Here is a 13,697-nt window from a genome sequence, read left to right as displayed (position 1 = left end):
CTCAATAAAGGAACTTTTGAATGGCAACAGTAACCCGCTGGTGGGCGCTGACGCTTATTGCCTGTGGTCTGCTCGCAGGCTGCGGTCTGACGCAGACCGTCACGGACGGTACGGTCAGCATCACGAAATCCATCTTCTATAAGAAAATTAAAACGCTGCATCTGGATTTTACCCCACGCACGGCCATTAACGCCGATGCCGCACAGACGCCGCTGGCAACAATGGTGCGGGTTTATCTCCTCAGGGATCGGAAAGCGGTTGATGCCGCCGATTACCAGACGCTGCTGCGCAATGCCGATACGGTACTTAAGGACGATGTTCTGGCATCAAAAGAGCTGCTGGTGATGCCCAACGGCAGCGTTTCTCTGAATATGCCCATGGATGAAGAAGCACAGTTCGTGGCGGTGGTGGGGCTGTTTAACCGACCGGATCAGAAGGACAACCGCTGGCGTCTGGTACTGACCCGTGACGACCTCGATCCGGACAAACCCCGGACCATCGAGCTGGGTGAAGGCTGGCTCAGCCTCGTGCCGGTAAAGGAGTGACATAATGGATAACTGGCTGGCGCTTTTTGACGGGCAGACTCGCTATTTTCTGGATATCAACGACAGCCAGGTAAAACCGGATGTTCTGCGATTTCGGGGCAGGGAAGCACTGAGCGAACCGTTCAAATGGGATATTGAGTTCACGACCCAACAGGCGAATATCCCCCCTGAACAGGTCCTGATGAAATATGCCTCTTTCCGGATGCGGAGCGGTAAAAATGTCCACGGTATTATTACCCGCCTGGAATGGCTGTCCACCTCAAAGGATCAGTCCCACTACCGTCTTACGCTCAGTTCCCGCCTGTCGCTCCTGGGATACACACGACAGTGCGCGTTATATCAGAACCAGTCCGTTCCTGAGGTGGTGGAGCAGGTGCTGCGCAAACACGGGCTGGAGGGGCCCGATTTTGAATTCCGCCTGGAGCGCACGTACCCGCCGCGTGAAATTATCACCCAGTGGCGGGAAACGGACCTTGAGTTTATCCGGCGCATTCTGTCTGAAGTGGGGATTTACTGGCGTACGGTGATGGACGACGTGCGCGGTCTGGATACGTACATACTGGCCGACAGCCAGCTCAACTACCAGTTTGATGTGCGCCTGCCCTACAGCGAGCCATCGGGTTTGTTTGACGGTGCGGAAGAGTCGGTCTGGGATGTACGAACCTGGCACACCCTTGCCACCGGCACGGTCGCCACGCGGGATTATAACTACCGGACAGCCTCCACACCGATGGATGCGACGGTCAGCGCGCGTAACGACGCGGTCACCACCGGAGAGCATTACCGCTACGCAGCGCCTTATCGTGAAGCAGGTGATGACACCAGCCCGGAGCCGGAGACCGAATCCGGCGCGTTCTGGGCCCGGCTCCATCATGAGCGGGAGCTGAACAGAACGACCCGCATTCACCTGTTCAGCAACGCTGCCCACCTTGCGCCGGGACAGGTGCTTGAGCCGCAGGGCGATGTCATAACTGCCCTGAAAGAGGGCGTTATCCTCACCCTGGTGACCTACCGGGGGGCCCGTGATTCCCGTCTGCATGTGTCGGTCTGGGGGATGCCTTATACCGAACGCTACTGTTTCCGTCAAACTGAAATCCCGCGCCCTGAAATCCACGGCACACTTCCGGCCCGCGTCGAGAGCCGGGAGAAAAATGACATCTACGCGCACCTGGATGAGCAGGGTCGCTACCGGGTAAAGCCGGACTTCGACCGCGAAGGAACAGAGCAGGGCTTTGGGTATCTGTGGCTGCGTATGGCGAAGCCGACTGTCGGTGACACGCTGGGCTGGCATACGCCGCTCATTGACGGCACTGAAGTGGCCATTGCGTATAGCAATGGCGATATTGACCTGCCGTACATCGCGTACGCACTGCACGACTCCGAACATCCGGACCTCGTGAACCGGGATAATCACACCCGAAATATCCTCAGAACACCCGCTAACTCAAAATTGCGGATGGAGGACAAACGTGGCGAGGAGCATATCAAGCTCGCCACGGAATACGGCAGGACGCAGCTCAACAGCGGGCACCTGGTGGACAATCAGGGCAAATCCCGCGGCACCGGTAGCGAACTGCGCACTGATGAACACGGGGTTATCCGCGCCGGAAAGGGGCTGTTTGTCAGTGCCGATGCGCAGGCGAAGGCGCAGGGCGAGGTACTGGACATGAGCGCCGCCCTCCAGGAAATCGACCGGCTTAACCAGCAACTGCAGCAGCTGGAAATGGCGGCAGAACAGGCGCAGGCGCTGAAGGCGGATGTCGACAGCCAGGTACAGATGTTTGAGCAACGCCTGAAACCACTTAACGAGACAGTTCTCTTCTCGGCGCCGGAAGGCATGGCCCTGACCAGTGGTGAAGATATGCAACTGGCCGCAGCACGAAACGTGGTCGTCAACGCCGGGGGCGATATCAGCGTCGGAACTATGGGCAATCTAACCACGCTGGCCGGAGAAAAACTGGGGCTCTTTGCCCGCACCGGCCAACTGAGCATCAAATCCGGAGAAGGGCCAATAGATATCCAGGCGCAAAACGCCAGCCTGCGGTTGTTTGCAGAGAATAAGCTGACGGTGAGCTCGGCGAGTGACATCTCCCTGGCCGGAAAAAAACGTATCACGCTGATCGGCGGCGGAAGCTATCTGCGACTTGAGGCCGGGAAGGTCGAGTATGGTACGACGGCGTCGTATATGCGCAAAGTTAAAAGGACGATGGCGGCGGGAGCTGCGTCACAACAGCCGGAAATGCCCTGGCTTGCCGACCCGGTTAAATCCACTGCCAGTGTGCTGATGCAATATCTGTATCACGACGATGTCCCGGTAGTGGGCGCGCCTTTCAAAGTGACTCTTGCTGATGGCTCTGTCCGGGAAGGTAACCTTGACGGTGCGGGATATCTGCATCTGGAAGACGTCCCGCCGGGGAGTGTGCAGGTGGAGTTCGGGCCGGATATCCGGAATTATTTACGTAAAAATAAGATCGATAATCAGTCGTTTGTTGGGACATCTCTCAGCGAGGCAGACATTGACTCACTGATAGCGAAACACAGCGGAGGTGTGGAATGAGTGGGGTGAGCGTTGCTTGGTTTAAGGAAACCAGCCTGGAAACTGGACAGTGGATCTGGGGTACGCTTCAGGGGGCATTTAATGAAAAACAGACCATCGGGCAGATCATCGTTGATGCGGTGCTCGGCATGATCCCGCTGGTCGGCGATGTAACGGCAGTACGCGATCTGATTGCTGTTTCGATAGGACTGGCGAAAGAACCGAAGAAACGGGAAAGCGTGACTGAATGGGTATTTCTGGTGATCCTGCTGTTTGCGCTAATCCCGGTAATTGGTGGCGTGATAAAAGGCGTCGGACGTCTGGCCCTGCGTGTGACAACAAAAGCGGCAGAGAATGTGGAAACCCTTGGCGCTGTGATTAAGTTTCTGAACCGTATCGGCGAAGGTGATGCGGTGAAGTGGCTGAATAAGCAGAATGTCGTTGAGTATCAGGCAGAGTTGATTGAAAAGATGAGTGATTTTTGCAACACGATGATCACAGCCATCAATCAAATCCTGAAAGCCCGCGTCGGGCGGATGTTGCCGGAGAAATGGCAGGCGGACTTACTCCGGGTACGGGATGGTTTTACGGCACTGCAACAGCTGGCATCGAGAATGATCCCGCAGGCGCTGAAAGAGCTGGATGCGAAACTGCGAGTGTTACAGGCGCTGGTGTATAAAGGTGAAATACATACGATAGCAACGGGAACAGGACGCGCTGAGGTCCGGCGTGAGGCTGAGGCGTATTTGATTGAACGTCCGCTGCGGGAAGCGCTGAAGCAAGGGACGCGGTATCCGAGTGTTCATGCGGAGGAATTATATAAAACGACATTGCGTCGAAAATACTCTAAAGCCGGGTATCCAGATTTGATAAGAAGTAAAGGGAAAAGTCCTGCTTTTGGTAATAAGCCAGTATTTACATCCATCGCCTCATTTAGTGGTGACATCACGGCTAAAAGCGCCCGTGATATGGCGGGAAGCACTATTTTTCGTGCCTTTGGTAATCCCACAGATTTGGCTCCTAATGGTTCGTGGGCTGCTGGTGGATTCTGGGGGTATCAAAAAGTGCCGGGCAGTGCTGAAGAATGGCGCCAGTTATCGGCGGTACTGGATGAGTGGAACGGCAACGGTTTTCTGGTGGTGCTGCATCTGCCGGAAGACCTGGCAACTCGTATGCCGGGTAGCAACGCCTGGCATGGGAAAATAGCTGAACAGTTCGGTAGTGCAATTCCAGCTCAATATCTGAAAGGTGGTGGCGAACAGGTGATTATTAATCTGGATGAGATGCTTAAACAAGAGGTTAACCGTATTGGGGAACAGGTCAAAGCTATCGGACAGGCTGCCAGTGTTGAAATTAATGGCGTAAAGGCTGAGTTTTATCCCACAAATTGGCAGGATGTTAACGGCGTGCATGGCTACAGTAAACCAGAAGGGATAGAGCCTCCATATGCCACGACCACGCGTGAATTGCATGATGATGAACTGCGCAGCAAAGTGACAGATCGGACGATACTGAATGCAGCCCGTTTTGAACGGCAGACAACCACAGGGAGTGAACAATGATAACCATTGAAAAAACAAAGTATCCAATGACGGATGAACAAGTGCGCCGCAAACTGTTCTGGTTGTTACAGCGACTGAGCAGCTATACCCTTTGGCAGCGCAAACGGGATGCCTGGGCCTATTTTGTGCAGAAATATGAAGAAGCGTTAAAGACCTGGCCGGAAGAAAAAACATATGGTTTTCATCCAAAGAATATTATCTGGGCCTATGATGCGCTACGTCTCTATGACGAAGGACTTGCAGAATTGGCTGTGGGTAATCGGCAAGTATGGCAGTTAAAAACTGGTGAATTTGAGCAGCTTGAGCGAGCGGTTGGATTGATCGACAGCTTTTTTTACCCTCTCTGTCATGAACGAGGCTCTCAGCAGGAACCTTACCCACCAGATATAGAAAAGCTCAATAAGCTGAAGATTGCAGCAAAAATACATGGTGACTATCTAATGTATCCACCACATGACAATGTATGCAACTTTTTCGATGCTGCATATTTATTAGAATTAGATAATTATGAATATAATTTTAATAAGTTAGCGTATCCGGCTTTCCCGAAAAACTTGTCTCCTGTTCCGGAGCGCAGTGATATTATTATTAAAACCGATGACATGGTGCCCTGCGACGGCATCTGGGAACCGGTAAAGATTCATTACAACCATAAGCTATTGATTATTAAAGACGGCATCAGCGGATTTAATAATCTCGGGCCGTATAATTATTTTATTCGTGGAATGAATGCTCCCCGCCAGGTGTATTACGACGTATTAATTGAAAGTGATACAGAAATGGTTATCCCTGACGACCCAATCCGTTACCGGGACGTTCACTGGCGTCTGGTCTGGGAAGATACCCGCTACTGTGACGGAATTATCCCTGATGAATCAGAATACTTTCTGGATGATGCGCCAGGCAAACGCATTACCTGCCCGAGCGGGGAGCTTTGTCCGCATTCAGGCCTCTGGGCGACCATAGCCGGAGGACATCAGCAGTTTGTTGATGTTCAGGCCGGGCAGTTGATGCCAGAAGCAACCAAATATCAGAGCAATATATATGCGGCTGAAATTCATCTTCCTGCGTTATGGAGCCTTTTACACCGGGATGATGAGGGGAGTGTTTATATAAAGGATAGTTGAATATCTGGTTAGCGTTTTTCGACGGACAGACCCGATATTTTCTGGATATCAATGACAGTTCGGTGAAGCCGGATGTTCTGCGCTTTCGCGGCAGGGAAGCGCTGAGCGAGCCGTTTAAGTGGGATATCGAGTTCACCACTTCGCAGAGTAACATTTCCCCTGAACAGGTCCTGATGAAATATGCCTCTTTCCGGATGCGGAGCGGTAAAAATGTCCACGGTATTATTACCCGCCTGGAATGGCTTTCCACCTCAAAGGATCAGTCCCACTACCGTCTTACGCTCAGTTCCCGCCTGTCGCTCCTGGGATACACCCGACAGTGCGCGTTATATCAGAACCAGTCCGTTCCTGAGGTGGTTGAGCTGGTGCTGCGTAAACACGGGCTGGAGGGACCCGATTTTGAATTCCACCTGGAGCGCACCTACCCGCCGTGTGAAATTATCACCCAGTGGCGTGAAACGGACCTTGAGTTTATCCAGCGTATTCTGTCTGAAGTAGGGATTTACTGGCGTGCGGTGATGGACGACGTGCGCAGTCTGGATACGTACTTACTGGCCGACAGCCAGCTTAACTACCAGTTTGATGTGCGCCTGCCCTACAGCGAGCCGTCGGGTCTGTTTGACGGTGCGGCAGAGTCGGTCTGGGATGTACGAACCTGGCACACCCTTGCCACCGGCACGGTCGCCACGCGGGATTACAACTACCGGACAGCCTCCACACCGATGGATACCACCGTCAGTGTTCGCAATGACGCGGTGACGACCGGGGAGCATTACCGTTATGCCGCGCCGTACCGTGAAGCGGGTGACGACACCGACCCGGAGCCGGTCACCGAAAGCGGGGCATTCTACGCCCGACTCCACCATGAGCGTGAGCTGAACAGGACTGCCTGTATTCACCTGTTCAGCAATGCGGCACACCTCACTCCCGGGCAGGTGCTGGAGCCGCAGGGCGATGTCATTGCTGCCCTGAAGGAAGGCGTGCTCCTCACGCTCGTGACCTTCCGGGGCGCCAGGGATTCCCGTCTGCATGTGTCGGTCTGGGGGATGCCTTATACCGAACGCTACTGTTTCCGCCCAACTGAAATCCCGCGCCCTGAAATCCACGGCACACTTCCGGCCCGCGTCGAGAGCCGGGAGAAAAATGATATCTACGCGCACCTGGATGAGCAGGGTCGCTACCGGGTAAAGCCGGACTTCGACCGGGAAGACTCTTCTGTTCATTAAGATCCTGACTTATATGAAAGCAACAGACAGTGAAAAAATATGGAATGAGGGCAGCTCTTGCTATGCTATTACTTACATTCCTGACTACAATCCTTTTGGCGGGGTGGGGAGGGTATTACGTCTTTTTTCAAATCAATCATTTTTCGTTGTCTATGACAAAACTGGAAAAAATGAAAAGTTCAGCTTGGCATTTTTGGGAATATCAGTTCTCTGATTTAGTTGCACCTGAATGGTCAGGCATTGATTTTCTTTCCCCATCTGACAGCGGGTTTTCAGGCTGGATTTTACCTGAATGCAAAAAATAAAAAATTAGTAAAACTAATAATAGCCTTCCTTGGATGTATTATCGTTCTAGCAGTGCATCATTTTGGTTACGAATGGTACATAACTTACTTTACACCAAGGAGTAGGGGGTAGGACTCGGATTTTTAATCTTCTATATGAGATGCATTATCATACCCATTACATTTCTGGCAACATCTATAAAACCAAAGCACTCTTCAGTAATCTTTGGCCTGGTTATTATCTTTATGCTTTATTCTTGGTATGGAACAAATCCACTTCGAGTAATATTGATGTTTTGTTCCTCATTATCCGGTTGTTCAATAATTATTTTTGCAAAAAAATCCTTGAAAGAAAGATAAGGTAATTCACATCCCTTAGAACCTAAACCTCTATCATTTAAAATAATATGCTATATTATGAATCAAAAAACGCCCTCTTTATATGAAATTCTTACCGGCAACTTTACAGGGGATCTTCCCCTTGAAGTTGTAAACGAAGAAGACCAGGTTATTTTATCTGTACTGGATAACATCCAGCGTATTTTGAACGCCCGAGCCGGGACCATATCCCATTTACCAGATTATGGTTTGCCGGACATGACCAAAATTCTGCAAGGCATGCCGGGTACAGCCCACGAGCTGATCGATACGCTGGCCGGTGTCCTGCTCAAGTATGAACCCCGTTTGCAGTCCCTCAATGTAACTTTACTCGAACAGCACGTGCCAGGAGAGTTGCGTTATGCCATTGATGCTGAGCTTAAGGGCATTGGCCTCGTACGTTACGGCACCGAGTTTATGCCCGAAGGACGCGTGATGCTGAGGCACCTGAAGCAACAGCAGTATCTCGATACCGCAATTCGTGTGTAAGGCCAGACAGCTTTCATCAGTTCCAACACACAGTAAGAGTCAGGCCGATATTGCAGATTTTTGCCATCGAATGCGCAGCTTCAGGAGCAAATGGACGCGTGGCTGGAGGGTACCGGATTGAACGAGGGGACGCTGAATACATCCGTTACGGATCTGCTGGTGGAGTACGGGGCTCTTGAGATTACCGATATCTTTCTGTGTGTAGATGACCAGTCTGTGAAATTTACACCAGTATTTTTGTACGGCCAGGGCGTGACCGGATGCGTGGAAGTGACCCTTCATGCAGAAGGCTGCGTGATCTCTCTGGGGCGCCTGTTCATACGGGCAGGTCATTTCAGTGACTGGACCTTTAATCCCCCGGGGATGTTGCTGCGCACAGTACAACCTTTTGATCAAAGTACTTCTTTTTGTCTGATTTTAGCGCTTCTTTCATAGCTGTTAACCTGGCAGTACCAGCAGACTTGTGGTGAAGCTGCATAAACAGGAAGTACAGCACCGCAACCTTCATTTGGATATTCAGCCATGAATGACATCAATCCACGAAAAATCAAAACCGGTGGCGATCCGCGCACGCTAGCGGATTATGCCACCCTGCGTGATGAACTGAGTAAACTGACACATCCGGCCCGTCCGGATGTGAACTGGCATTATGTCGGAAAACTCTGCCTTTCACTGTTTGAGCAAAACGGTGTGGAGTTACAGACGGCGGCCTGGTACACGCTGGCACGGACGCAACTGGCCGGCTTATTCGGCCTCAATGAAGGCCTGGCGATACTGGATGCGCTGATAAGCCATCAGTGGGGCACACTATGGCCGCAGCCGGTACATGCCCGCATGGAAATCCTCAGCAGTCTGAACCAGCGTCTTCAGCAACGGATGCGCTCGCTCCCGCTCAATTACAGCGACCTCAGACAACTGTATCGGGCTGAGCAACTGCTTGGCAGTCTGGGGGAGGTGCTTCAACGTCTGGAGCTTAAGCATCTGAGCCAGCTCGATACGTTGCGTTCCCTGATGCACAACAGCGCTGTCCGGCTGGAAAACAGCAACGATACAACCAGTACCGGGTCGAATATTCAGTCTGGTATTGTCCTGCCTGCCACCGTAAAGAATGGTGCAGTAATATCAACAGGCTCTCATACCGGTAGTCTCTCTGAAGAGACCCCTGCGCCAGACAGCCCAGTGAAGTGGGTATTCGTTGCACAGCCAGAACACCACGCTAATGTGGAAGTACTGACGGCAATGCCCACTCAGGTAAAAAAGTGGAAATCCTTCGCTGCCGGAATGTGTACCATGCTGATAATAAGTACGGGCGCAGTGTGGAGCTGGCAATTTCTTCACCGACCAGACCCGCTACAGACTCAGCTTGCTGCCTCATTGGCTCCGTTACCTGCACCTCTCGCGCCTGAAAAACTGGATATGTTGCGTCAGCAATCTCCGTCATCACAAACAATGATAGAACAAACACAGCAGCAGCTTGCCCGACTGGATAAATTGCCTCCTGACTGGAATATTACTTACAGCCGAAAACTTACAGAACAGGCTCAGGTGCTGTGGCCGGAGCAAGCCAAACCCCTGATACAACAGTGGCAGCAACACCTTAATGCTGCCGCATTACCGGTAGAACAGCTCAATGGCTGGTATAAGGGGATGTCAACGCTACAAAAATTGAGTGACCGGCTGAACGGGCTTGATGAGCAGAAAGGCAAATACATGACGGTCAGTGAACTGAAGTCGGTTGTATTTTCCGTCCGGCAGTCTTTTAACCAGTCCATACCGGCTGAAGAGCAACTGCGTATCTTGTCAGAAAATCCTCCTGGTGTACCTTTACCTGCAGCTGCGAGATCTCAGTTGGAGATGCATCTGAAACAACTGGCAGCCCGATATGCTGAAATAAAACGGAATGCATCAGAGTAAATCCATCGTTAAGATACTTTAAAACTCGTCATTATGACGGGAAGTTTCACGGATATTTCCCCCTTTTAAGATGATGACGTGTCAGGCCAGTTATGCTGCCATGAGGGATCGTTTTATCGTCTGGTCTGCTGTTTTTTGGGATGATATCGGTGATTATGGACATGCTTTTTTCTCCGAAACCCTGTATGCCATTTGTTTTGACTATCCGTGGATCCCGCCAAATTTAAACACCCTGCGATAGCAATATCGCAGGGTGTTTTCGTTCTACAACCCAATCACCAGTTCCCCTGAATGGCTTCGCGAGCAGCACAGCGCCACCTGCTGGTCTGCCGCGCTTTTCTCCGCCTCCGACTGCACGCTATCCCGGTGATCCACTACGCCGTCGATAACCGGCGTCAGACAGGCACCGCAAATCCCCATTTCACAGGAGAGCGGTACCGCCACGCCGTTTTCCAGCAGCACCTGCGCGATAGTTTTGTCCGCCGGCACTGGCCAGCGCTCGCCGGTTGATGCCAGCTTGACTGTAAAAATCTCGCCCGTTTCATTACAGTCGGCGGGCATAACGGGCTGGAATGCTTCGCTGTGAAGATTGCTCTCCGCCCAGCCTCTCGCGAGGGCGACCTGATACACTTTCTCCATAAAGCCTGCCGGCCCGCAGACCCAGGCATGGAAACCGGGCGCGGGCGTGGGCATGTGCTCTGCCAGCGCAGTGCGCGGGCTGATGGTATGGATGACACACTCGCCGTGTTTAAATTGCATGAGTTCACGCGCAAACGCCGCGTTGCCATGCTCTTTAACGTAATAGTGCAGCGTAAACGGGGTGCCGGAAGCCTCCAGCTGCCGGGCCATCGCATACAAGGGCGTTATGCCTATCCCTGCCGCCAGCAGCAAGAAGCGTTCAGCCTCGTGCAGCGCAAACAGATTGCGCGGTGAGGAGATAAACAGTTTCTGCCCCGGACGTAGCGTCTCGTGAACATAGCGTGACCCGCCGCGCGAGGCGACTTCACGTCCTACGCAAATAAGATAGCTCTCGCTGTCACTTGCCCCGGTCAGCGAATACTGGCGAATCAGCCCGCAGGGCAGATGCACGTCAATGTGCGCCCCGGGCTGCCAGCCCGGCAGGGCTTCACCGCATTCTGACACCAGCCTGACGGCGAGACTCTTATCCCCCTCACGCCAGAGACCGTCGACAATAACGCTTAACATTTCGCTCATCACGTTCCTCCGTCACACCAGGAAAAACTCGCCGAAGCCCATCTTTTTCAGCCCCCGGCGGTAGGCAATCGAGCTTTTATCCGCAGGGATATGGGCTTCCAGAGTCAGATCCAGCGGCAGGCTTTCCGGGCGCTGCGTCTCAACCATCAGGCGGTCTTCTTCAAAAATACGCAAATTGAAGGCGTGCACTTCCTCTACCGGAATATGCAGGTCAAAGTTGCGCGCGATAGGGGCGAACATGCGGGTTACCCGTGAAGAGACGGGCGAGGCGGCGTTCATGATCACCAGCCTGGCTTCCCCCGGAAAATGGATCGTCAGCGTGGCGGTAAACGGCAGATGCATTTCAAAATGACGCAGCCACTGGAAGCCTTCCGGGGCCTGGACATCGGAGCTGGCGGGGTAGTTGCTCACCGAGCTCCAGTAATCGGCAACAAAGCCAAACGGCGTCTCCTGGGGCTGATAATGGGGAACCAGCGGATTATTGGGGTCAGCAAAGGTGTCAGTGTGGATCCAGGCAAAATGCGCCACGTCCAGAAACCCTTCCACCTGACGGCCGGCGAAGCCATTCACTTCAAACGCCGGGCAGTTGATCTGCTGAAATCCGTCGTTATCCCAGTGCGGCATGGTGGGCAGCGGCATTGGGTTATCCGGATCAAACGCCAGGCAGGTCCAGATCAACCCAAAGCGCTCCTCCACGGCATAGTTAATCAGGTTAAGCTTCGCGGGAACCGGCTGGTCAGGGCTGGACGGAATGCGGTTGCAGCGTCCATCTTCACCAAAGCGTAAGCCATGATAAGGGCAGATAATCCCGTGTTCATCGTGAAAGCCCAGCGTCAGCGGTACGCCGCGGTGCGGGCAAACGTCCCGGGCGACCACAACCTGGTCTTTGACGCGGTAGATAACCAGTTGTTCGTCGAGCAGGGTGGCTTTGACCGGTGCCGCGCCGATGTCGCAGGCGCGAGCAACCGGATGCCAGCATTTTGCCAGACGCAGCCAGTCCTCTGGCTCAAACGTACAATGGGCGGGTGGAGTCGGTTGTATTTTCATGGTTGTCCCTCTCGCGTTCAGCCTAAAGGCCCGGCCTGAATGGTGTCGCACAGACCGTTAATGATGCGATCTCCGGTCTCCTCTTTGAGCTCCTGGTACCAGGCCCGGGTCAATGCCATGTCTTTGCCATGCGTGATATCACAGCGTTTACGGGCCTTAAGCACCAGGTCACGGACCCGGTCACAGCGCAGCGCTTCGTACTGCCGCAACGCCAGTGCGATGTTGTGGTTCTCGCGCAGGCATTCACCCAGCACCACGGCGTCCTCCATCGCCGCGCATCCGCCCTGGCCGATATCCGGCGTGGTGCTGTGCGCGGCATCGCCAAGAAGCGCCACGTTGCCGCGCACCAGGGTGTCGAACGGTTCAATGTCGTGGATTTCGATACGGTTGGTGGTCTCGGGATCCAGCGCGGCGATGAGCTTCTGCACCGGTGGCGCCCAGCCGCGGAAATAGCCCGTGAGATCGGCGCGAAGGGTAGTGCGATCTTCCGCCAGCCCGAGGGGGAGCGGAACATCAAAAAAGAAATAGAAGCGTCCGCCGGCGACGGGCATCAGCGAAACGCGCTTGCCCTCGCCGACGAAGGTGGTCCACTGGTGCGCAGGGGCAATCTCTTCATCAATCTTCACCAGCCCGTTCCAGTTGACGTAACCGGCGTAGCGGCGCTCGGGCGTATAGCCCAGCACGTACGGGCGAACCGCGGAGTGACTGCCATCGGCGGCAATCAGGAAATCCCCCGTCGCGGTAGTACCGTCGGTGAAGGTGACGGTGACGCCAGTCGCGTCCTCACGGACGCTTACAACGCGTTTGCCGAACTGAACGTTCTCGTGCCCCCAGAAGTTCAGCATTTCGCGCTGCAGTTCCGTACGCGACACGGGGCAGGGGCGACCGCCCGTGCGCTCGACCAGCGGGGCAAGGCTAAAGCGGGTGAGGGTATCGCCGCGCCGGTGATCCTTATAGGCCATAAAGCGCATGGGGCCGCCGTAGGTCTCGATGATGTCGCCCATCCCGAGGTGCTGCATGCATTTCACCCCATTGGGCCAGATGGAGATGGCTGCACCGACGGGCTTCATCTCTTTCACGGCCTCAAACACGGTACAGTCGATTCCCGCCTTCTTCAGCGCTACAGCGGCGCTCAGGCCGCCAATGCCCGCGCCAATAACGATTGCTCTCATGCTTCTCTCCTTTTGCAGGGTGTATAAAGGGAAGAGCAATTTGCGTACCAGGCTGCAGAGTGGCGAAAAGCGCGTTGTATGGGGTGGTTTTGCACTGCTAAGGTGCGCAAACGCGGTGAGAATGCCTTTTTATGAATCAATAATTTCCTGTTGTGCGATCCGGAATCGACTGTTTCATGGGGGATGGCAAGAGTGGCGTAGT

Annotated in this window: 11 protein-coding genes and 1 pseudogene; 9 read left to right on the top strand and 3 right to left on the bottom strand. The window is 53.6% G+C overall.

What is annotated here, in order from left to right; all coding sequences use genetic code 11:
• Positions 1 to 20 precede the first annotated feature (20 nt).
• The 9 genes and pseudogenes from tssJ to ACMVME_RS04915 all read left to right on the top strand — a co-directional run bounded on the left by tssJ (position 21) and on the right by ACMVME_RS04915 (position 10,061).
• Positions 21 to 545, top strand: coding sequence for a type VI secretion system lipoprotein TssJ (tssJ, locus tag ACMVME_RS04955; protein WP_068794485.1), 525 nt, complete (start codon positions 21 to 23; stop codon positions 543 to 545).
• Between the two features lie 4 nt (positions 546 to 549).
• Positions 550 to 3,102, top strand: coding sequence for a type VI secretion system Vgr family protein (locus tag ACMVME_RS04950; RefSeq protein ID WP_068794486.1), 2,553 nt, complete (start codon positions 550 to 552; stop codon positions 3,100 to 3,102).
• On the top strand, positions 3,099 to 4,643 hold the full coding sequence (locus ACMVME_RS04945; RefSeq protein ID WP_414743392.1) for a hypothetical protein: 1,545 nt from the start codon (positions 3,099 to 3,101) through the stop codon (positions 4,641 to 4,643). The genes ACMVME_RS04950 and ACMVME_RS04945 overlap by 4 nt, the downstream gene beginning before the upstream one ends.
• Positions 4,640 to 5,770: an Imm72 family immunity protein gene (locus tag ACMVME_RS04940; RefSeq protein ID WP_068794487.1), complete on the top strand. Its 1,131-nt coding sequence runs from the start codon at positions 4,640 to 4,642 to the stop codon at positions 5,768 to 5,770. The genes ACMVME_RS04945 and ACMVME_RS04940 overlap by 4 nt, the downstream gene beginning before the upstream one ends.
• Positions 5,767 to 6,984, top strand: a pseudogene (locus ACMVME_RS04935) (type VI secretion system Vgr family protein); the annotation flags it as partial. The gene ACMVME_RS04940 and the pseudogene ACMVME_RS04935, both read left to right, overlap by 4 nt.
• A 41-nt stretch (positions 6,985 to 7,025) precedes the next feature.
• Positions 7,026 to 7,301 (top strand): hypothetical protein, encoded by a 276-nt coding sequence (locus ACMVME_RS04930; protein ID WP_126547669.1) that lies wholly within the window; start codon positions 7,026 to 7,028, stop codon positions 7,299 to 7,301.
• 396 nt (positions 7,302 to 7,697) lie between these two features.
• The gene (gene tssE, locus ACMVME_RS04925; protein ID WP_014169450.1) at positions 7,698 to 8,147 is read left to right on the top strand and encodes a type VI secretion system baseplate subunit TssE; all 450 of its coding nucleotides are present in this window, start codon (positions 7,698 to 7,700) and stop codon (positions 8,145 to 8,147) included.
• Between the two features lie 90 nt (positions 8,148 to 8,237).
• Positions 8,238 to 8,582, top strand: a complete 345-nt coding sequence (locus tag ACMVME_RS04920) for a hypothetical protein (RefSeq protein WP_104440251.1) — start codon at positions 8,238 to 8,240, stop codon at positions 8,580 to 8,582.
• 87 nt (positions 8,583 to 8,669) lie between these two features.
• Positions 8,670 to 10,061: a VasL domain-containing protein gene (locus tag ACMVME_RS04915; RefSeq protein WP_068794488.1), complete on the top strand. Its 1,392-nt coding sequence runs from the start codon at positions 8,670 to 8,672 to the stop codon at positions 10,059 to 10,061.
• Positions 10,062 to 10,325: 264 nt separating this feature from the next.
• On the opposite strand, the gene ACMVME_RS04910 is transcribed toward ACMVME_RS04915, so the two are convergent.
• From ACMVME_RS04910 to hpxO, 3 genes are read right to left on the bottom strand one after another with little or no spacing between them, the layout of a single operon-like run.
• Positions 10,326 to 11,276, bottom strand: coding sequence for a PDR/VanB family oxidoreductase (locus tag ACMVME_RS04910; RefSeq protein WP_333053560.1), 951 nt, complete (start codon positions 11,274 to 11,276; stop codon positions 10,326 to 10,328).
• A gap of 12 nt (positions 11,277 to 11,288) precedes the next feature.
• Complete coding sequence (gene hpxD / locus ACMVME_RS04905; RefSeq protein WP_032677828.1) at positions 11,289 to 12,323, bottom strand: molybdenum cofactor-independent xanthine hydroxylase subunit HpxD; 1,035 nt, start codon at positions 12,321 to 12,323, stop codon at positions 11,289 to 11,291.
• Between the two features lie 17 nt (positions 12,324 to 12,340).
• Positions 12,341 to 13,495: an FAD-dependent urate hydroxylase HpxO gene (hpxO, locus tag ACMVME_RS04900; protein WP_068794490.1), complete on the bottom strand. Its 1,155-nt coding sequence runs from the start codon at positions 13,493 to 13,495 to the stop codon at positions 12,341 to 12,343.
• Positions 13,496 to 13,697: the final 202 nt, after the last annotated feature.

The sequence above is a fragment of the Enterobacter cloacae complex sp. 2024EL-00711 genome (assembly GCF_047529885.1).
GTDB classification, from domain to species: domain Bacteria; phylum Pseudomonadota; class Gammaproteobacteria; order Enterobacterales; family Enterobacteriaceae; genus Enterobacter; species Enterobacter ludwigii.
The sequence above is the reverse complement of the archived record's forward strand: the minus strand, read 5'-3'. Positions and strand labels throughout refer to the sequence as shown.

Coding starts and splice junctions, on each gene's coding strand:
- hpxD (WP_032677828.1), bottom strand. CDS start 12,323: ATGAAAATACAACCGACTCCACCCGCCCATTGTACGTTTGAGCCAGAG.
- ACMVME_RS04910 (WP_333053560.1), bottom strand. CDS start 11,276: ATGAGCGAAATGTTAAGCGTTATTGTCGACGGTCTCTGGCGTGAGGGG.
- ACMVME_RS04950 (WP_068794486.1), top strand. CDS start 550: ATGGATAACTGGCTGGCGCTTTTTGACGGGCAGACTCGCTATTTTCTG.
- ACMVME_RS04940 (WP_068794487.1), top strand. CDS start 4,640: ATGATAACCATTGAAAAAACAAAGTATCCAATGACGGATGAACAAGTG.
- tssE (WP_014169450.1), top strand. CDS start 7,698: ATGAATCAAAAAACGCCCTCTTTATATGAAATTCTTACCGGCAACTTT.
- ACMVME_RS04945 (WP_414743392.1), top strand. CDS start 3,099: ATGAGTGGGGTGAGCGTTGCTTGGTTTAAGGAAACCAGCCTGGAAACT.
- ACMVME_RS04915 (WP_068794488.1), top strand. CDS start 8,670: ATGAATGACATCAATCCACGAAAAATCAAAACCGGTGGCGATCCGCGC.
- ACMVME_RS04920 (WP_104440251.1), top strand. CDS start 8,238: ATGGACGCGTGGCTGGAGGGTACCGGATTGAACGAGGGGACGCTGAAT.
- hpxO (WP_068794490.1), bottom strand. CDS start 13,495: ATGAGAGCAATCGTTATTGGCGCGGGCATTGGCGGCCTGAGCGCCGCT.
- tssJ (WP_068794485.1), top strand. CDS start 21: ATGGCAACAGTAACCCGCTGGTGGGCGCTGACGCTTATTGCCTGTGGT.